This window comes from Leclercia sp. UBA2479 (assembly GCF_002341985.1).
Classification (GTDB): domain Bacteria; phylum Pseudomonadota; class Gammaproteobacteria; order Enterobacterales; family Enterobacteriaceae; genus Enterobacter; species Enterobacter pneumoniae.
Map to the genome: position 1 here is coordinate 1 of NZ_DDPB01000005.1, position 20531 is coordinate 20531.

The 20531-nt window shown below is 54.1% G+C and carries 18 protein-coding genes; 9 read left to right on the forward strand and 9 right to left on the reverse strand.

Annotated elements, in window-relative coordinates; translation table 11 throughout:
- The 9 genes from B3B59_RS04805 to rpoC all read left to right on the forward strand — a co-directional run.
- A partial coding sequence (locus B3B59_RS04805; RefSeq protein WP_004212844.1) for a hypothetical protein occupies positions 1 to 63 on the forward strand: 63 nt, incomplete at its 5' end.
- Between the two features lie 229 nt (positions 64 to 292).
- Positions 293 to 676, forward strand: a complete 384-nt coding sequence (gene secE / locus B3B59_RS04810) for a preprotein translocase subunit SecE (protein WP_003862342.1) — start codon at positions 293 to 295, stop codon at positions 674 to 676.
- A 1-nt stretch (position 677) separates the two neighbouring features.
- Complete coding sequence (nusG, locus tag B3B59_RS04815) at positions 678 to 1223, forward strand: transcription termination/antitermination protein NusG (RefSeq protein WP_003862341.1); 546 nt, start codon at positions 678 to 680, stop codon at positions 1221 to 1223.
- Between the two features lie 155 nt (positions 1224 to 1378).
- Positions 1379 to 1807: a 50S ribosomal protein L11 gene (gene rplK / locus B3B59_RS04820; protein ID WP_008503452.1), complete on the forward strand. Its 429-nt coding sequence runs from the start codon at positions 1379 to 1381 to the stop codon at positions 1805 to 1807.
- Positions 1808 to 1810: 3 nt separating this feature from the next.
- Entirely contained in the window at positions 1811 to 2515 is a 705-nt protein-coding gene (rplA, locus tag B3B59_RS04825) for a 50S ribosomal protein L1 (protein ID WP_040077680.1), read from the forward strand.
- Between the two features lie 289 nt (positions 2516 to 2804).
- Positions 2805 to 3302, forward strand: a complete 498-nt coding sequence (gene rplJ, locus B3B59_RS04830) for a 50S ribosomal protein L10 (protein WP_001207203.1) — start codon at positions 2805 to 2807, stop codon at positions 3300 to 3302.
- Between the two features lie 66 nt (positions 3303 to 3368).
- On the forward strand, positions 3369 to 3734 hold the full coding sequence (gene rplL, locus B3B59_RS04835; protein WP_000028882.1) for a 50S ribosomal protein L7/L12: 366 nt from the start codon (positions 3369 to 3371) through the stop codon (positions 3732 to 3734).
- Between the two features lie 319 nt (positions 3735 to 4053).
- Positions 4054 to 8082: a DNA-directed RNA polymerase subunit beta gene (rpoB, locus tag B3B59_RS04840; RefSeq protein ID WP_040077679.1), complete on the forward strand. Its 4029-nt coding sequence runs from the start codon at positions 4054 to 4056 to the stop codon at positions 8080 to 8082.
- A gap of 76 nt (positions 8083 to 8158) precedes the next feature.
- Entirely contained in the window at positions 8159 to 12382 is a 4224-nt protein-coding gene (rpoC, locus tag B3B59_RS04845) for a DNA-directed RNA polymerase subunit beta' (RefSeq protein WP_040077678.1), read from the forward strand.
- 58 nt (positions 12383 to 12440) lie between these two features.
- Here the strand turns inward: rpoC and B3B59_RS04850 are convergent, their stop codons facing one another.
- From B3B59_RS04850 to thiC, 9 genes are all read right to left on the reverse strand, one after another.
- A complete protein-coding gene (locus B3B59_RS04850; RefSeq protein WP_046887175.1) occupies positions 12441 to 12758 on the reverse strand; it encodes a PTS lactose/cellobiose transporter subunit IIA in 318 nt (105 codons plus the stop codon).
- A gap of 2 nt (positions 12759 to 12760) precedes the next feature.
- Positions 12761 to 13066 (reverse strand): PTS sugar transporter subunit IIB, encoded by a 306-nt coding sequence (locus B3B59_RS04855; protein ID WP_035890299.1) that lies wholly within the window; start codon positions 13064 to 13066, stop codon positions 12761 to 12763.
- A gap of 180 nt (positions 13067 to 13246) precedes the next feature.
- Positions 13247 to 14788, reverse strand: a complete 1542-nt coding sequence (locus B3B59_RS04860; protein ID WP_286808233.1) for a sensor domain-containing diguanylate cyclase — start codon at positions 14786 to 14788, stop codon at positions 13247 to 13249.
- Between the two features lie 327 nt (positions 14789 to 15115).
- Positions 15116 to 16249, reverse strand: coding sequence for a 2-iminoacetate synthase ThiH (thiH, locus tag B3B59_RS04865; protein ID WP_040077674.1), 1134 nt, complete (start codon positions 16247 to 16249; stop codon positions 15116 to 15118).
- Entirely contained in the window at positions 16249 to 17016 is a 768-nt protein-coding gene (gene thiG, locus B3B59_RS04870) for a thiazole synthase (RefSeq protein ID WP_263617144.1), read from the reverse strand. The genes thiH and thiG overlap by 1 nt, the downstream gene beginning before the upstream one ends.
- A complete protein-coding gene (thiS, locus tag B3B59_RS04875) occupies positions 17017 to 17217 on the reverse strand; it encodes a sulfur carrier protein ThiS (RefSeq protein WP_040077671.1) in 201 nt (66 codons plus the stop codon).
- Positions 17201 to 17956 (reverse strand): HesA/MoeB/ThiF family protein, encoded by a 756-nt coding sequence (locus B3B59_RS04880; RefSeq protein WP_286808236.1) that lies wholly within the window; start codon positions 17954 to 17956, stop codon positions 17201 to 17203. The genes thiS and B3B59_RS04880 overlap by 17 nt, the downstream gene beginning before the upstream one ends.
- The gene (gene thiE, locus B3B59_RS04885) at positions 17949 to 18584 is read right to left on the reverse strand and encodes a thiamine phosphate synthase (protein ID WP_040077668.1); all 636 of its coding nucleotides are present in this window, start codon (positions 18582 to 18584) and stop codon (positions 17949 to 17951) included. Before thiE ends, B3B59_RS04880 begins: the two co-directional genes overlap by 8 nt.
- Positions 18584 to 20479, reverse strand: coding sequence for a phosphomethylpyrimidine synthase ThiC (gene thiC, locus B3B59_RS04890; protein ID WP_286808238.1), 1896 nt, complete (start codon positions 20477 to 20479; stop codon positions 18584 to 18586). The genes thiE and thiC overlap by 1 nt, the downstream gene beginning before the upstream one ends.
- Positions 20480 to 20531: the final 52 nt, after the last annotated feature.

A 20531-nucleotide genomic window follows, 5' to 3' on the forward strand; every position in this document is an offset into this window, starting at 1 on the left:
TTCGCAATCCGTGAAGGCGGTCGTACCGTTGGCGCGGGCGTGGTTGCTAAAGTTCTCGGTTAATTGCTGATAACATTTGACGCAATGCGCAAAGAAAGGGCATCATTTGATGCCCTTTTTGCACGCTTTCGAACCAGAACCTGGCTCATCAGTGATTTTATTTGTCATAATCATTGCTGAGACAGGCTCTGTAGAGGGCGTAAGTCCGAAACTCATATAGAGCATTTCGGTTAGGTTCGCCTCGCGCTCGCGGGGTGAAAATGTTTGTAGAATTCTTCTGACAGGTTGGTTTATGAGTGCGAATACCGAAGCTCAAGGGAGCGGGCGCGGCCTGGAAGCGATGAAGTGGGTAGTTGTTGCCGTACTGCTGATTGTGGCTATCGTAGGCAATTATCTTTATCGTGACATGATGCTGCCGCTACGCGCGCTGGCAGTGGTTATTCTGATTGCTGCAGCGGGTGGTGTCGCGCTGTTGACGACCAAAGGTAAAGCGACCGTCGCTTTTGCCCGCGAAGCGAGAACCGAAGTCCGTAAGGTCATTTGGCCGACTCGCCAGGAAACTCTGCACACCACGTTAATTGTGGCTGCGGTTACCGCGGTAATGTCACTGATCCTGTGGGGACTGGATGGTATTCTGGTTCGCCTGGTATCCTTTATCACTGGCCTGAGGTTCTGAGATGTCTGAAGCCCCTAAAAAGCGCTGGTACGTCGTTCAGGCGTTTTCCGGTTTTGAAGGCCGCGTAGCAACGTCGCTGCGTGAGCATATCAAATTACATAATATGGAAGAGTTGTTTGGCGAAGTTATGGTTCCAACCGAAGAAGTGGTTGAGATCCGTGGCGGCCAGCGTCGCAAAAGTGAGCGCAAATTCTTCCCGGGTTACGTGCTTGTTCAGATGGTGATGAACGACGCAAGCTGGCACTTAGTGCGCAGCGTACCGCGCGTAATGGGCTTTATCGGCGGCACGTCTGACCGTCCGGCGCCAATCAGCGACAAAGAAGTTGATGCGATTATGAACCGCCTGCAGCAGGTGGGTGATAAGCCGCGTCCGAAAACGCTGTTTGAACCGGGTGAAATGGTTCGTGTTAATGACGGTCCGTTTGCTGACTTTAATGGCGTGGTCGAAGAAGTGGACTACGAGAAGTCCCGCCTGAAAGTTTCTGTTTCTATCTTTGGTCGTGCGACCCCGGTAGAACTGGACTTCGCTCAGGTAGAAAAAGCCTAAGCAGCGATCAAAAAAGCGGCGATCTAATCGTTGCACCAGGCGCGAGATTGGAATACAATTTCGCGCCTTTTGTTTTTATGGGCCTTGCCCGTAAGACGATTTTTATTCACGGGGAGCCTCCTTGAGGCGTTATTACCCAATCAGAGGATTTTAGAATGGCTAAGAAAGTACAAGCCTACGTCAAGCTGCAGGTTGCAGCTGGTATGGCGAACCCAAGTCCACCAGTTGGTCCAGCTCTGGGTCAGCAGGGTGTGAACATCATGGAATTCTGTAAAGCGTTCAACGCAAAAACTGAATCCCTGGAAAAAGGTCTGCCAATCCCAGTTGTTATCACTGTATACGCTGACCGTTCTTTCACTTTCGTTACCAAAACCCCTCCAGCAGCAGTTCTGCTGAAGAAAGCAGCGGGCATCAAGTCTGGTTCCGGTAAGCCGAACAAAGACAAAGTGGGTAAAATTTCCCGCGCTCAGCTGCAGGAAATCGCGCAGACCAAAGCTGCCGACATGACTGGCGCCGACATTGAAGCGATGACTCGCTCCATTGAAGGTACTGCACGTTCCATGGGCCTGGTAGTGGAGGACTAAGAAATGGCTAAACTGACCAAGCGCATGTCCGTGATCCGTGACAAAGTTGATGCGACCAAACAGTACGACATCAACGAAGCTATCGCTCTGCTGAAAGAACTGGCTACCGCTAAGTTCGTTGAAAGCGTTGACGTTGCCGTTAACCTGGGCATCGACGCTCGTAAATCCGATCAGAACGTTCGTGGCGCAACTGTACTGCCACACGGTACTGGCCGTTCCGTTCGCGTAGCTGTATTTGCTCAGGGTGCAAACGCTGAAGCTGCTAAAGCTGCCGGCGCTGAACTGGTAGGTATGGAAGATCTGGCTGATCAGATCAAGAAAGGCGAAATGAACTTTGACGTTGTTATTGCTTCCCCGGATGCAATGCGCGTTGTTGGCCAGCTGGGCCAGGTTCTGGGTCCACGCGGCCTGATGCCAAACCCGAAAGTTGGTACTGTAACTCCTAACGTTGCTGAAGCGGTTAAGAACGCTAAAGCAGGTCAGGTTCGTTATCGTAACGACAAAAACGGCATCATCCACACCACCATCGGTAAAGTGGACTTTGACGCTGACAAACTGAAAGAAAACCTGGAATCTCTGCTGGTTGCGCTGAAAAAAGCAAAACCAACTCAGGCGAAAGGCGTGTACATCAAGAAAGTTAGCATCTCCACCACCATGGGTGCAGGTGTTGCAGTTGACCAGTCTGGTCTGAGCGCTGCTGCAAACTAATACCTTTACGTGGGCGGTGATTTTGTCTACAATCTTCGCCCACGTTTGCTAACTATGGTTAGCAGGTAACCGAATTGTTCGTTGGAGCCTGGCCTATCCAGGCCTCCGTCGAAGACCGCAGGTGTTTCGCAAGAGACTTAATCCCCTGCGTAGACGGTGACAGAACGCTAAGATTATTTTTGGATACTCTGGCTTGTTTCTGCTCACCGTATTAAGACGCTCTTTCCGTTTGGGAGAGTGAAGTGAGTTCCAGGGCATGAGCCCTGGCAAACATCCAGGAGCAAAGCTAATGGCTTTAAATCTTCAAGACAAACAAGCGATTGTTGCTGAAGTCAGCGAAGTAGCCAAAGGCGCGCTGTCTGCAGTAGTTGCGGATTCCCGTGGCGTTACTGTAGATAAAATGACTGAACTGCGTAAAGCAGGTCGTGAAGCTGGCGTTTACATGCGTGTTGTTCGTAACACCCTGCTGCGCCGCGTAGTTGAAGGTACTCAGTTCGAGTGCCTGAAAGACACGTTTGTTGGTCCAACCTTGATTGCATACTCTATGGAACACCCGGGCGCTGCCGCTCGTCTGTTCAAAGAGTTCGCGAAAGCGAATGCAAAATTCGAGGTTAAAGCTGCAGCCTTTGAAGGTGAGTTGATCCCGGCATCGCAAATCGATCGCCTGGCAACCCTGCCGACCTACGAAGAAGCAATTGCACGCCTGATGGCAACCATGAAAGAAGCTTCGGCTGGCAAACTGGTTCGCACTCTGGCTGCTGTTCGCGATGCAAAAGAAGCTGCTTAATCGCAGTTATCTTTATAAAGCATTTGCTTACGTATAAACTTATTCTGATTTTCAGGAACAATTTAAATGTCTATCACTAAAGATCAAATCATTGAAGCAGTATCCGCTATGTCCGTAATGGACGTTGTAGAACTGATTTCTGCAATGGAAGAAAAATTCGGTGTTTCCGCTGCTGCTGCTGTAGCTGTAGCTGCTGGCCCGGCTGAAGCTGCTGAAGAAAAAACTGAATTCGACGTAATTCTGAAAGCTGCTGGCGCTAACAAAGTTGCTGTTATCAAAGCAGTACGTGGCGCAACTGGCCTGGGTCTGAAAGAAGCTAAAGACCTGGTAGAATCTGCTCCAGCTGCGCTGAAAGAAGGCGTGAGCAAAGACGACGCAGAAGCACTGAAAAAATCTCTGGAAGAAGCTGGCGCTGAAGTTGAAGTTAAATAAGCCAACCCTTCCGGTTGCAGCCTGAGTAATTAGGCTGATGGCTGGTGACTTTTTAGTCACCAGCCTTTTTGCGCTGTAAGGCGCCAGTAGCATTTCACACTGTTTGACTGCTGGTTTGCCTGACAATGCTTGTTTCTATCGACGACTTAATATATTGCGACAGAGTGCTCGCTCTGTGTAAATCGCGACGAAATGATTTAAGCGTGATAGCAACAGGTATTGCGGAAAGTATTCAATTTTCCGGTCCACAAAATGGTGTTGCACAAACTGTCCCTCCGTCGGACAGATGGGTCGACTTGTCAGCGAGCTGAGGAACCCTATGGTTTACTCCTATACCGAGAAAAAACGTATTCGTAAGGATTTTGGTAAACGTCCACAAGTTCTGGACATTCCATATCTCCTTTCTATCCAGCTTGACTCGTTCCAGAAGTTTATCGAGCAAGATCCTGAAGGGCAGTACGGTCTGGAAGCCGCCTTCCGTTCCGTGTTCCCGATTCAGAGCTACAGCGGTAATTCCGAGCTGCAGTACGTCAGCTATCGCCTTGGCGAACCGGTGTTTGACGTTCAGGAATGTCAGATCCGTGGCGTGACCTACTCTGCACCGCTGCGCGTAAAACTGCGTCTGGTGATCTACGAGCGCGAAGCGCCGGAAGGCACCGTAAAAGACATTAAAGAACAAGAAGTCTACATGGGTGAAATTCCGCTCATGACAGACAACGGTACTTTCGTTATCAACGGTACTGAGCGTGTTATCGTTTCCCAGCTGCACCGTAGCCCGGGCGTCTTCTTCGACAGCGATAAAGGTAAAACACACTCTTCCGGTAAAGTACTGTATAACGCGCGCATCATCCCTTACCGTGGTTCCTGGCTGGACTTCGAGTTCGATCCTAAAGACAACCTGTTTGTCCGTATCGACCGTCGTCGTAAACTGCCTGCGACCATCATTCTGCGTGCGCTGCAATACACCACTGAACAGATCCTGGACCTGTTCTTTGAGAAAGTGGTCTTTGAAATTCGCGACAACAAGCTGCAAATGGAGCTGGTGCCTGAGCGTCTGCGTGGTGATACCGCATCGTTCGACATCGAAGCCGACGGCAAAGTGTACGTTGAAAAAGGCCGCCGCATCACCGCGCGCCATATCCGTCAGCTGGAAAAAGATGAAATCAAACACATCGAAGTACCGGTTGAATATATTGCTGGCAAAGTCGCGGCAAAAGATTACGTTGACGAATCGACTGGCGAACTGATCTGCCCGGCGAACATGGAGCTGAGCCTGGATCTGCTGGCGAAGCTGAGCCAGTCTGGTCACAAGCGTATCGAAACGCTGTTCACCAACGATCTGGACCACGGTCCGTACATCTCTGAGACAGTACGTGTCGACCCAACTAACGATCGTCTGAGCGCGCTGGTTGAAATTTACCGCATGATGCGCCCGGGTGAGCCACCGACTCGCGAAGCGGCTGAAAGCCTGTTCGAGAACCTGTTCTTCTCCGAAGACCGCTACGATCTGTCCGCGGTTGGTCGTATGAAGTTCAACCGTTCTCTGCTGCGTGACACGATCGAAGGTTCCGGTATCCTGAGCAAAGAAGACATCATCGAAGTGATGAAGAAGCTCATCGATATCCGTAACGGTAAAGGCGAAGTGGATGATATCGACCACCTCGGCAACCGTCGTATCCGTTCCGTAGGCGAAATGGCGGAAAACCAGTTCCGTGTTGGCCTGGTACGTGTTGAGCGTGCGGTTAAAGAGCGTCTGTCTCTGGGCGATCTGGATACCCTGATGCCTCAGGATATGATCAACGCTAAGCCAATCTCTGCAGCAGTGAAAGAGTTCTTCGGTTCCAGCCAGCTGTCTCAGTTCATGGACCAGAACAACCCGCTGTCTGAGATTACGCACAAGCGTCGTATCTCTGCACTCGGCCCAGGCGGTCTGACCCGTGAACGCGCAGGCTTCGAAGTTCGAGACGTACACCCGACTCACTATGGTCGCGTATGTCCAATCGAAACGCCTGAAGGTCCAAACATCGGTCTGATTAACTCCCTGTCCGTGTACGCACAGACTAACGAATACGGTTTCCTCGAGACCCCGTATCGTAAAGTGACCGACGGCGTTGTAACCGACGAAATTCATTACCTGTCTGCTATCGAAGAAGGCAACTACGTTATCGCTCAGGCGAACTCCAACCTGGATGACGAAGGCCACTTTGTAGAAGATCTGGTTACCTGTCGTAGCAAAGGCGAATCCAGCCTGTTCAGCCGTGACCAGGTTGACTACATGGACGTTTCCACCCAGCAGGTGGTATCCGTCGGTGCGTCCCTGATCCCGTTCCTGGAACACGATGACGCCAACCGTGCATTGATGGGTGCGAACATGCAGCGTCAGGCCGTTCCAACTCTGCGTGCTGATAAGCCGCTGGTTGGTACCGGTATGGAACGTGCTGTTGCCGTTGACTCCGGTGTAACTGCGGTTGCTAAACGTGGCGGTCTGGTTCAGTACGTGGATGCCTCCCGTATCGTTATCAAAGTTAACGAAGACGAGATGTACCCGGGCGAAGCAGGTATCGACATCTATAACCTGACGAAGTACACCCGTTCTAACCAGAACACCTGCATCAACCAGATGCCATGTGTCTCTCTGGGTGAGCCGGTTGAGCGCGGCGACGTGCTGGCAGACGGTCCGTCCACCGACCTCGGTGAACTGGCGCTCGGTCAGAACATGCGCGTAGCGTTCATGCCGTGGAACGGTTACAACTTCGAAGACTCCATCCTCGTTTCCGAGCGTGTGGTTCAGGAAGATCGTTTCACCACGATTCACATTCAGGAGCTGGCATGTGTGTCCCGTGACACCAAGCTGGGGCCGGAAGAGATCACTGCCGACATCCCGAACGTGGGTGAAGCAGCGCTCTCCAAACTGGATGAATCCGGTATCGTTTACATCGGTGCGGAAGTGACCGGCGGCGATATTCTGGTAGGTAAAGTGACGCCGAAAGGTGAAACCCAGCTGACGCCAGAAGAGAAACTGCTGCGTGCAATCTTCGGTGAGAAAGCGTCTGACGTTAAAGACTCTTCTCTGCGCGTACCAAACGGTGTTTCCGGTACGGTTATTGACGTTCAGGTCTTCACCCGTGACGGCGTTGAGAAAGATAAACGTGCGCTGGAAATCGAAGAGATGCAGCTCAAACAGGCTAAGAAAGACCTGTCTGAAGAACTGCAGATCCTCGAAGCGGGTCTGTTCAGCCGTATCTATGCGGTGCTGGTTGCCGGTGGTGTTGAAGCTGAGAAGCTCGACAAGCTGCCACGCGATCGCTGGCTGGAACTGGGCCTGACCGACGAAGAGAAACAGAATCAGCTGGAACAGCTGGCTGAGCAGTACGACGAGCTGAAACACGAGTTCGAGAAAAAACTCGAAGCGAAGCGCCGTAAAATCACTCAGGGCGACGATCTGGCACCGGGCGTGCTGAAGATTGTTAAGGTTTATCTGGCCGTTAAACGTCAGATCCAGCCTGGTGATAAAATGGCAGGTCGTCACGGTAACAAGGGTGTTATCTCTAAGATCAACCCGATCGAAGATATGCCGCACGATGCTAACGGTACGCCGGTAGATATCGTACTGAACCCGCTGGGCGTACCGTCTCGTATGAACATTGGTCAGATCCTCGAAACTCACCTGGGTATGGCTGCGAAAGGTATCGGCGAGAAAATCAACGCCATGCTGAAGCAGCAGGAAGAAGTCGCGAAACTGCGCGAATTCATCCAGCGTGCGTACGATCTGGGCACTGACGTTCGCCAGAAAGTTGACCTGAACACCTTCAGCGATGAAGAAGTGCTGCGTCTGGCTGAAAACCTGCGTAAGGGTATGCCAATCGCGACGCCGGTCTTCGATGGTGCGAAAGAGTCTGAAATCAAGGAACTGTTACAGCTGGGTGGCCTGCCGACTTCCGGTCAGATCACACTGTTCGACGGTCGTACTGGCGAGCAGTTTGAGCGTCCGGTAACCGTTGGCTACATGTACATGCTGAAACTGAACCACCTGGTTGACGACAAGATGCACGCGCGTTCTACCGGTTCTTACAGCCTGGTTACTCAGCAGCCGCTGGGTGGTAAGGCGCAGTTCGGTGGTCAGCGCTTCGGTGAGATGGAAGTGTGGGCGCTTGAAGCATACGGCGCAGCATACACCCTGCAGGAAATGCTTACCGTTAAGTCTGATGACGTAAACGGTCGTACCAAGATGTATAAAAACATCGTGGACGGCAACCATCAGATGGAACCAGGCATGCCAGAGTCCTTCAACGTACTGTTGAAAGAGATTCGTTCGCTGGGTATCAACATCGAACTGGAAGACGAGTAATTCTCGCTCAAACAGGTCACTGGTGTCGGGTTAACCCCCGACACCAGATTGTGCTAACTCCGACGGGAGCAAATCCGTGAAAGATTTATTAAAGTTTCTGAAAGCGCAGACTAAAACCGAAGAGTTTGATGCGATCAAAATTGCTCTGGCTTCGCCAGACATGATCCGTTCATGGTCTTTCGGTGAAGTTAAAAAGCCGGAAACCATCAACTACCGTACGTTCAAACCAGAGCGTGACGGCCTTTTCTGCGCCCGTATCTTTGGGCCAGTAAAAGATTACGAGTGCCTGTGCGGTAAGTACAAGCGCCTGAAACACCGTGGTGTGATCTGTGAGAAGTGCGGCGTTGAAGTGACCCAGACCAAAGTACGCCGTGAGCGTATGGGCCACATCGAGCTGGCGTCTCCAACTGCGCACATCTGGTTCCTGAAATCTCTGCCGTCCCGTATCGGTTTGCTGCTGGATATGCCGCTGCGCGATATCGAACGTGTTCTGTACTTCGAATCTTATGTTGTGATCGAAGGCGGCATGACGAACCTGGAACGTAACCAGATTCTGACCGAAGAACAGTATCTGGACGCGCTGGAAGAGTTCGGTGACGAATTCGACGCGAAGATGGGTGCGGAAGCTATTCAGGCCTTGCTGAAGAGCATGGATCTGGAGCAAGAGTGCGAGCAGCTGCGTGAAGAGCTGAACGAAACCAACTCCGAAACCAAGCGTAAAAAGCTGACCAAGCGTATCAAGCTGCTGGAAGCGTTCGTTCAGTCTGGTAACAAACCAGAGTGGATGATCCTGACCGTTCTGCCGGTTCTGCCGCCAGATCTGCGTCCGCTGGTTCCGCTGGATGGTGGTCGTTTCGCAACGTCCGATCTGAACGATCTGTATCGTCGCGTTATCAACCGTAACAACCGTCTGAAACGTCTGCTGGATCTGGCTGCGCCGGACATCATCGTACGCAACGAAAAACGTATGCTGCAGGAAGCGGTCGACGCCCTGCTGGATAACGGTCGTCGCGGTCGTGCGATCACCGGTTCTAACAAGCGTCCTCTGAAATCTTTGGCCGACATGATCAAAGGTAAGCAGGGTCGTTTCCGTCAGAACCTGCTCGGTAAGCGTGTTGACTACTCCGGTCGTTCTGTAATCACCGTAGGTCCATACCTGCGTCTGCATCAGTGCGGTCTGCCGAAAAAAATGGCGCTGGAGCTGTTCAAACCGTTCATCTACGGCAAGCTGGAGCTGCGTGGCCTGGCCACCACCATCAAAGCCGCTAAGAAAATGGTTGAGCGCGAAGAAGCTGTCGTTTGGGATATCCTGGACGAAGTTATCCGCGAACACCCGGTCCTGCTGAACCGTGCACCAACTCTGCACCGTCTGGGTATCCAGGCCTTTGAGCCAGTACTGATCGAAGGTAAAGCTATTCAGCTGCACCCGCTGGTTTGTGCGGCTTATAACGCCGACTTCGATGGTGACCAGATGGCTGTTCACGTACCGCTGACGCTGGAAGCCCAGCTGGAAGCGCGTGCGCTGATGATGTCTACCAACAACATCCTGTCTCCAGCGAACGGTGAGCCAATCATCGTTCCTTCTCAGGACGTTGTACTGGGTCTGTACTACATGACCCGTGACTGTGTTAACGCTAAAGGCGAAGGCATGGTGCTGACTGGCCCGAAAGAAGCTGAGCGTATTTACCGCGCTGGCCTGGCCTCTCTGCATGCGCGCGTTAAAGTGCGTATCACTGAATACGAAAAAGATGCTAACGGCGAATTCGTTGCGACCACCAGCCTGAAAGACACGACCGTGGGTCGTGCGATTCTGTGGATGATCGTACCGAAAGGTCTGCCTTTCTCCATCGTCAACCAGGCGCTGGGCAAGAAAGCAATCTCCAAAATGCTGAACACCTGTTACCGCATTCTGGGCCTGAAACCGACCGTTATCTTCGCTGACCAGACGATGTACACCGGCTTTGCTTATGCAGCGCGTTCAGGTGCATCTGTTGGTATCGATGACATGGTGATCCCAGAGAAGAAGTACGAGATCATCAGCGAAGCAGAAGCTGAAGTTGCCGAAATCCAGGAGCAGTTCCAGTCTGGTCTGGTAACCGCAGGCGAACGCTATAACAAAGTTATCGATATCTGGGCTGCGGCGAACGATCGTGTATCCAAGGCGATGATGGACAACCTGCAGACCGAAACCGTGATTAACCGTGACGGCGTCGAAGAGCAGCAGGTCTCCTTCAACAGCATCTACATGATGGCCGACTCCGGTGCGCGTGGTTCTGCGGCACAGATTCGTCAGCTGGCAGGTATGCGTGGTCTGATGGCGAAGCCAGATGGCTCCATCATCGAAACGCCAATCACCGCGAACTTCCGTGAAGGTCTGAACGTACTCCAGTACTTCATCTCCACGCACGGTGCGCGTAAAGGTCTGGCGGATACCGCACTGAAAACCGCGAACTCCGGTTATCTGACGCGTCGTCTGGTTGACGTTGCGCAGGACCTGGTTGTTACCGAAGACGATTGTGGCACCCTCGAAGGTATCACCATGACCCCGGTTATCGAGGGTGGTGATGTTAAAGAGCCACTGCGCGATCGCGTACTGGGTCGTGTTACCGCGGAAGACATACTGAAGCCGGGTACCGCAGACATTCTGGTTCCACGCAACACGCTGCTGCACGAGCACTGGTGTGACCTGCTGGAAGCGAACTCTGTCGACTCCGTTAAAGTGCGTTCCGTTGTATCCTGTGACACCGACTTTGGTGTATGTGCACACTGCTATGGTCGTGACCTGGCGCGTGGCCACATCATCAACAAAGGTGAAGCAATCGGTGTTATCGCGGCACAGTCCATCGGTGAGCCGGGTACACAGCTGACGATGCGTACGTTCCACATCGGTGGTGCGGCATCTCGTGCGGCTGCTGAATCCAGCATCCAGGTGAAAAACAAAGGTAGCATCAAGCTCAGCAACGCGAAGTCTGTTGTTAACTCTTCAGGCAAGCTGGTTGTCACCTCACGTAACACCGAGCTGAAGCTGATCGACGAATTCGGTCGTACTAAAGAGAGCTATAAAGTACCTTACGGTGCTGTTATGGCTAAAGGTGATGGCGAGCAGGTTGCTGGCGGCGAAACCGTAGCAAACTGGGATCCACACACCATGCCGGTTATCACCGAAGTGGCTGGTTTCATCCGCTTCACCGACATGATCGACGGCCAGACCATTACGCGTCAGACCGACGAACTGACCGGTCTCTCCTCGCTGGTTGTTCTGGATTCTGCAGAACGTACCGCAGGCGGTAAAGATCTGCGTCCAGCACTGAAAATCGTTGATGCCAACGGTAACGATGTTCTGATCCCAGGCACTGATATGCCGGCTCAGTACTTCCTGCCAGGTAAAGCGATCGTTCAGCTGGAAGATGGCGTACAGATCAGCTCTGGTGACACCCTGGCGCGTATTCCTCAGGAATCCGGCGGTACCAAGGACATCACCGGTGGTCTGCCACGCGTTGCGGACCTGTTCGAAGCACGTCGTCCGAAAGAGCCGGCAATCCTGGCGGAAATCAGCGGTATTATCTCCTTCGGTAAAGAGACCAAAGGTAAACGCCGCCTGGTGATCACGCCGCTGGATGGCAGCGAACCGTACGAAGAGATGATTCCGAAATGGCGTCAGCTCAACGTGTTTGAAGGTGAACGTGTAGAACGTGGTGACGTTGTTTCCGATGGTCCAGAAGCACCGCACGACATTCTGCGTCTTCGTGGCGTACACGCGGTAACGCGTTACATCACCAACGAAGTACAGGACGTTTACCGTCTGCAGGGCGTTAAGATCAACGATAAGCACATCGAAGTTATCGTTCGTCAGATGCTGCGTAAAGCCACCATTGTGAACGCGGGCAGCTCCGAGTTCCTCGAAGGTGAGCAGGTTGAATACTCTCGCGTTAAGATTGCAAACCGCGATCTGGAAGCGAACGGCAAAAACAGTGCGACCTTCGCACGTGACCTGCTGGGTATCACCAAAGCGTCTCTGGCAACCGAGTCCTTCATCTCCGCGGCATCGTTCCAGGAGACCACTCGTGTGCTTACCGAAGCAGCCGTTGCGGGCAAACGCGACGAACTGCGCGGTCTGAAAGAGAACGTTATCGTGGGTCGTCTGATCCCGGCTGGTACCGGTTATGCGTACCACCAGGATCGTATGCGCCGTCGCGCAGCGGGCGAACTGCCAGCTGCACCACAGGTGACTGCAGAAGATGCTTCTGCAAGCCTGGCAGAGCTGCTGAACGCAGGTCTGGGCGGTTCCGACAACGAGTAATCGTGCCTTCAGCTAATAAAAAACCCGCTTCGGCGGGTTTTTTTATATCTGGAAGGGGTTATTTGACTAATGGAATGCGCCGATAAAGTTCGATCATATCGCCCGCCAGATCCTGAATAACCATCGCGTTCATCAGATGATCCTGGGAGTGAACGGTAATCAGGTTGACCGGCAGTTTGCCTGTTCCTTCATCCAGCCCAATAAGCTGGGTCTGAATAACGTGAGCATGTTTCACGTATTCGCGTGACTCTTCCATTGCCTTTTCAGCGTCGTCAAAATCGCCTTTACGCGCCATTTGCAATGCCGTTAAAGCCGCACTGCGCGCCGCGCCCGCATTAACCAGCAGTTCCATGATCGTGGTTTCTAAATCTTCCATGATTACTCCAGTAGTTTCAGCGCTTTTTCCAGCACGACATCACCTTTCATCATGCCGTAATCCATCATGTCGATCACCGCGACTTTTTTACCCAGCGGCTCGGCCTGGGCCTGCAGTTTTGCTTGCTCGTATTTAACCTGTGGCCCCAGTAATACGATGTCAGCGGTAGCGATTTCATCTTTAAACTCAGCAACCGGCACGGCTTTAATGCTTACTTCGACCCCTTTTTTCTGCGCGGCGTCTTTCATGCGTTGAACCAGCATGCTGGTCGACATTCCCGCTGCACAGCATAAAACGATGTTCTTCATAGTCAGCCTCGATCTACATGTGTTTATTGATAATTATCCCGTGCCGTCTGCTTCAACAACCGCTTTACCGCGATTGTGTGTCTGGCATCACAAAGAAACGGGCAATTTTCTGAAACCGGTTACAAATTTTACAAAGGAGGGCAAATGCCCGTTAAAACGGGCATCTTATGAGGATAGTGGTCAGACGGAAGGTGTGCGAATGATGCGGTTTTTACCCGACTGTTTGGCTTTGTAGAGTGCTTCATCCACGCTACCCACAAACTGTGCCTGCGGCTCCTGGTGCCACTCGCCCAGCCCGGCGCTAAAGGTCACGCTGAGCCCCTCTTCACGCCAGTTGCGTTCGGCAACCCGTACGCGCCAGTTTTCCAGCAAGGCGCTCGCGGCATCACTCTGCTGTGTCGGGAAGAGTACGGCAAACTCTTCACCACCGTAGCGATAAACCGACACGCCATGGGGCTGCATTACCTGAATACCTTCCCGGGCCACATTACGTAGCACGATATCGCCGGTGAGGTGCCCCCAGGTATCGTTAATAGTTTTGAAGTTATCAATATCAATTAACGCCATGGAGAACGGATGGTGATCGTTTATCAGGGCGGCAATATCGGTATCGAAGGCGCGTCGATTTTTACAACCGGTCAGCGCATCAATGGTGGCTTGTCGCACCCAGGAGAGCTCCCGCTCCTTATTACTCTCTATGGCTTTGCTCAGCATTGCCTCCAGGCGCGGGGCCTGCTTCACGTCACCGGTTTTAATGGCGTTGATGATATTCATCAGCACGCTTCGCGAGGCATGACGCAGGTACAGGCCAAAAAGCAAAATGGTAATAGCCGCAAGGGCAAGCCCCCAGGCCACAATGTTGGTTTCATGACGGATCAGGGCATCGAGCGCCGCACTGGAGACTCGATAAATAACGAACCAGTCGGGATTCGTAAACGAGTAGTAATAATACCAGGCGTGAGTGGATTCATCGTAAATATGTCCCTCGCCGCTGGTCATCTGATCCATTAGCTTTTCGCTAACGTAGGATTTGAAGAGCACACCGGTGTCCGGATGCAGGATCACTTTCCCGTCCCGTTCCACGACAAAAAACTCCCCCTGCACCGGAGAGACCATCTGGCGCAGAGTAAAGCCCATAGATGCCAGGTCGAGGTGGAAGGCGAGCGTACCTTTCAGCCTGCCTTCCGGCGAGATCACCGGTTTGAAGAGGGTGACTGTGGGATGATGGGTGAAGAAGTCTTTATACGGGCGGGTATAGCGGCTAAAGGTGCTGGATTCAGCCTGTGCCATAAACCACGGGCGGGTGCGGGCATCGAAGGTCTCGCTCGTTTTATCAGCAATGATGGCCGGGGCTCGCAAATGGTGGCCCTGGACATCGGCCAGGGAGATGGACGAGACACTGGGCATCAGATTTTGCAAATGCATCAGCAGTTGCAAACCCTGCGTCGGATCGCCGGTGACCATCTTCTCAAGTTGCTCATTACGCGAGAAAAACGTAGCCGCTCGCCCCAGGATGTAATCATTTTCTCGCAGGATAGATTCCGTGTAATTCACCGCCAGGTTATGGGTGAAGTTACGGTTAATCTGATGATAGTCGTCCAGAAAATCTTTACGCTGAGTCCCTATAATAAACACCGCGATCAGCACAAAACTGAGCAGGATGCCCGCAAAGCTCACCATAATGGGAGTTGTAAAAGAAAGCTTTCTGTTTTGAAGCGCCATCAGTAATAAATCATTCCAGAATAAATAAAATGTAGAAACCCTGGCGTTATGGTTTCGCCCGGCCTGTGGTTGATAAGTATACTGCCGTTAATTAAAACGAGGATGATTTGGCTTAAGACCTGGCTTATTAATTCAAATTTATTTGAAGATTTCAGCGTGCGCCGTAAATGATAAAGAGAAGGCAGGGCGAAAGAGGAAGAAAGTATTCGCCCTGGTCAATAAGGATTATTGACGCAGTGAAGATAAAAAAACGGACCTTTGTGAACAACGGCCCGTTGTGAGGATGTCGAGCAGTCTCGACACCATTTCATACTTTTACAGTGCGTTTCAGCGAGATTGCGAAGCGCGCCCCAGCCAGCTATCCCAATCCTTCCAGACTGGCTGCAACCCTTGCCCTGACAGGGCCGCCGCCACCTCTTCCGGACGGCGCCCATCGTGCGGCGCGAATTGCTCCAGCTCCGGATGATCGTCAGCGTATCCGCCTGGCTGGGTTTTTGAAAAGGCGCTCACGTTGTTAATGGCCAGCGGGACGACGCGATCGCGAAAGGCCGGCGATTCACGCGTAGAGAGTGACAGTTCAACGTCAGGCGCCAGCAGGCGAAAGGCGCAGATGGTCTGCACCAGCTGGCGTTCATCCATAATGGAGGCGGGCTGGATCCCCCCGGCACAGGGGCGCAGGCGCGGAAAGGAGATGGAGTATCTGCTTTGCCAGTAATGCTGTTGTAGCCACAGCAGATGCTCCGCCACCATATAACAGTCCACTCGCCAGCTGTCGGAAAGACCTGTTAGCGATCCCAGGCCAATCTTGTCGATTCCGGCGCGACCAAGGCGATCCGGAGTCTCCAGCCGCCAGAAGAAGTCCTGTTTTTTCCCTTTCAGATGGTGTTGGGCATAGACCTTCTCGTGGTACGTCTCCTGATAAACCAGCACCCCGTCCAGGCCGAGAGTTTTAAGCTCTGCGTACTCCTCCTGGGAGAGCGGCTGGATCTCCATCTGTAAGGAGGAGAACTGGCGGCGAATGTCCGGAAAATGGCGGCGAAAATAGTCCATGCCCACCTTCGATTGATGTTCGCCCGTTACCAGCAGCAGATGTTCAAACCCCATCTCACGAATCGCGGCGCATTCCCGGGCAATCTCCTGCGCATCCAGTGTTTTGCGCTTGATTCGGTTACTCATTGAAAAACCGCAATAAGTGCAGTCGTTGGCACACAAGTTCGAGAGATAGAGGGGCACGTAAAAGCTGACCGTATTGCCAAAACGCTGCCGGGTCAGGCGCTGCGCCCGCTGCGCCATGGGTTCCAGATAAGCATCGGCCGCCGGGGAGAGCAGGGCCATCATCTCTTCACGGCCGGGATGACGTGCTGCTAATGCCCGTTGGACGTCGGCAGCGGTTTTGCTGTGAATACGCAGGCGAATATCATCCCAGTCGAGCTGGCGCCAGCGATCGGTAAAGGTCTTCATCACCGCGCCTCCAGAAAGCCGGTGAGCGGGCTGGTGGCCTGCGCCAGCATACTGCGTGAACCGGGGCCAGACTGACGAGCCAGCAGGCCTGCTTCTACCGCCAGGCGGAAGGCGCGGGCCATCAGCACCGGGTCGTCGGCAACGGCAATCGCCGTATTGACCAGTACCGCATCGGCACCCATCTCCAGCGCCTGGGCGGCATGGCTTGGGACGCCGATGCCGGCATCTATCACCACCGGTACGGTGGCCTGCTCGATGATGATCTCCAGCATCGCGCGGGTCTCCAGCCCCTGGTTCGAACCAATCGGCGCCCCCAGCGGCATGACTGCCGCACAGCCCGCCTCTTCCAGCCGTTTACAGAGCACCGGGTCCGCGCCGCAGTAAGGCAGCACGGTAAATCCTTGTTTTACCAGCATCTCTGCGGCTTTTAGCGTTTCGACAGGATCGGGTAACAACCAGCGGGCATCCGGATGGATCTCCAGCTTGAGCCAGCTTGTGCCCAGCGCTTCACGCGCCAGCTGCGCGGCAAAGACGGCCTCTTCGGCGGTCTTGGCACCGGAGGTATTGGGCAATAGCGTCACCCCGGCCTCCAGCAGCGGGGCGAGGATTGCGTCGCTGTGGTTACGCAGATCCACGCGTTTCATCGCCAGCGTAACGAGCTGGCTGCCGCTTTCGCGGATAGCCTCCACCATCAACTGGGACGAGGCAAATTTTCCGGTTCCGGTAAACAGATGTGATTCAAAGGTTCTATCAGCAATACGTAACATTCAGCCTCCTGCGATGACCTGAAAAAGCAGGATGTGATCGCCTTCGCTCACCTGCTGATGTTCCCACCGCTCGCGCGGCAGGATCTGTTGATTAAGTGCCAGGGCCACGCCCGGCTTAAGCTGACGCAGCTGGTCTAGCAGGGCGGCAACCGTTAACCCCTCTACGCACTGCATCGGCTCATCGTTAAACTGAATGCGCATGTTGCCCTCCACAGACGGTGCAGCCCTTGGCGCGCTGCAAGGCCAACTGCCGCCAGCTGCCGGCACGCGCATCGAACAGGCGTAGCGCGTTATGTCCGGTGTTGATTCCGCAAAGCAGTTTGATGGCTTCCAGCGCCTGCAGCGTACCCATTACCCCCACGACCGGGCCAAGCACACCCGCCGTGCGGCAGTTGCGTTCAGGCTCGGCATCGTCCGGCCACAGGCAGCGATAACATCCCTGTGCCCAGGGTGGCGTGAGTACCATCATCTGCCCACCAAAGCCGACGGCACTGGCGGTGATTAACGGCGTATCGAGCGACACGCAGGCAGCATTGATTGCCTGGCGGGTGGACATGTTGTCGGTACAGTCGAGCACCACGTCGGCCAGGGCGACTTCATGCTGCAGGCTCTGTCCGCTTAGCCGCGCCTGGCGCGCGATCAATTCGATATTTGGGTTCAACTGATGGAGCCGTTGACGGGTTATCTCTGCCTTGGGCTGGTTGAGATCGTCAGGGGTAAAAAGGATTTGCCGCTGCAGATTGCTGAGATGCACCTCGTCATCATCGGCAAGCACCAGCGTGCCGACCCCGGCTCCCGCCAGGTAAAGGGCCGCTGGCGCACCTAACCCGCCCAGACCGACAATCAGTACCCGGCAGGCAAGCAGCTTTTGCTGCCCATCAATGGCGATATCCTCCAGTAATATCTGGCGGCTATAGCGCATAAAGTCGCGATCATTCATCGCCCACTCCTGCCAGCTTCAGAAGCTGTGCGGTAGCGGCTTGCCAGTCTGCAGCCTGGGTGATGGCGCTTACGACCGCGATACTGCCTACGCCAGTCTCCAGCACCGCCGGGGCGCGCTCGAGGCTAATACCGCCGATGGCTACGGTGGGGTAGTCCCCCAGGCGGGCAATATGGCGAGCCAACTGGGTCAGTCCCTGCGGTGCTGAGGGCATCTGTTTGGTTTGCGTGGGGAAGACGTGGCCCAGTGCGATGTAAGAGGGACGGGCGGCCAGCGCCACGTCGATCTCCATATCATCGTGCGTGGAGACGCCCAGACGCAGCCCTGCGTGGCGAATGGCATTCAGATCGGTGGTTTCCAGATCTTCCTGGCCCAGGTGCACACCATAAGCCTGATGCTTTATCGCCAGCCGCCAGTAGTCATTGATAAACAGGCGGGCATCATAGCGCCGCCCCAGCGCAATGGCGGCCACCACATCGGCCTCTACCTCGTCATCGCGCTTATCTTTAATCCGCAGCTGAAGGGTGCGAACCCCTGCATCCAACAGGCGCTCAATCCACTCAAGGCTATCGACCACCGGATAAAGCCCTAGCCGGTAGGGCACCGTTGGGAAATCGGGCTGGTACATTATGCCTCCTCTTTTTTGAGGTAGATTTCGCCGCCTTTGGCGCGGAAGGTTTCTGACATGTCTGCCATCCCCACTTCGATGGTCTGCGCGGCAGCGTAGTCACGCACCTCCTGACTGATTTTCATTGAGCAGAATTTCGGGCCACACATGGAGCAGAAGTGCGCCACTTTGCCCGACTCCTGCGGCAGGGTTTCGTCGTGATAAGCGCGGGCGGTGAAAGGGTCGAGCGCGAGGTTGAACTGGTCTTCCCAGCGGAACTCGAAGCGCGCCTTCGACATCGCGTTATCGCGGATCTGCGCGCCCGGATGGCCTTTCGCCAGGTCCGCGGCGTGAGCGGCAATTTTGTAGGTAATCAGCCCCTGTTTCACATCCTCTTTGTTGGGTAAACCAAGGTGCTCTTTCGGCGTGACGTAGCAGAGCATCGCGCAGCCGAACCAGCCAATCATCGCTGCGCCAATGCCTGAGGTGAAGTGGTCGTAACCCGGTGCGATATCGGTGGTCAGCGGCCCTAAGGTATAGAACGGCGCTTCGTGGCAGTGCTCCAGTTCTTCGGTCATGTTACGGCGGATCATCTGCATCGGCACGTGACCCGGGCCTTCAATCATCACCTGCACGTCATACTCCCAGGCGATTTTGGTCAGTTCGCCCAGGGTGTGCAGCTCGGCGAACTGCGCTTCGTCGTTGGCATCGCGAATGGAGCCAGGGCGCAAACCGTCGCCCAGCGACAGCGAAACATCGTACGCCGCGCAGATTTCGCAGATTTCGCGGAAGTGTTCGTAGAGGAAATTTTCCTGATGATGGGAGAGGCACCACTTGGCCATGATGGAGCCGCCGCGCGAGACGATGCCGGTGAGGCGTTTGGCGGTCATCGGTACGTAGCGCAGCAGCACGCCAGCGTGAATGGTGAAGTAATCCACGCCCTGTTCGGCCTGCTCCAGCAGGGTGTCGCGGAACGCTTCCCAGGTAAGGTCTTCGGCAATGCCGTTCACCTTTTCCAGCGCCTGATAAATCGGGACGGTACCAATCGGCACCGGACTGTTACGCAGGATCCACTCGCGGGTTTCGTGAATATAGCGGCCAGTTGAGAGATCCATCACCGTGTCTGCACCCCAGCGCGTAGACCAGACCAGTTTCTCTACCTCTTCTTCAATGGAAGAGGTGACCGCAGAGTTACCGATGTTGGCATTAACCTTCACCAGGAAGTTGCGGCCGATAATCATCGGCTCAGATTCCGGATGGTTAATGTTGGCCGGGATGATCGCCCGGCCCGCCGCCACTTCGTCACGCACGAATTCGGGGGTAATGTTCTCCGGCAGATGCGCACCAAAACCTTCGCCCGGATGCTGGTGGCGCAGGACTTCACTGCGAATGCGCTCACGACCCATGTTTTCGCGAATGGCAATGAACTCCATCTCTGGCGTGACGATGCCCTGGCGCGCATAGTGCAGCTGGGTGACACATTTGCCTGGCCTGGCTCGTTTGGGCGTCAGCAGGCCAGTGAAGCGCAGTTCATCCAGACCGTCGTCGGCCAGACGCTCGTTGGTGTAATGTGAACTGCGAACAGTCAGCGCTTCGCTGTCGTTACGCGCCTCAATCCATGGCTGGCGCAGCTTTGCCAGTCCCTTCTGTACGTCGATGGCAATATCGGTATCGCCGTACGGGCCGGAGGTGTCATACACCGGTACGGCCTCGTTTTCCTCGAACTGCGGATTTTCTTTGCTGCCACCGATAAGCGTTGGGCTAAGCTGAATTTCGCGCATCGGGACGCGAATATCGGCTTGCGAGCCGGTGATGTAAATACGCTTAGAGTTCGGAAACGCGGTGCCTTCCAGCGTGTCGATGAAGTGTTGTGCTTGTGCGCGTTGTTCGCGGCGGGTCAGTTTAGTTGCAGACATAGCTCATTCCAAAAGTGAAGGACATGGCTTGTCAGACGACGGATGAAGCAAG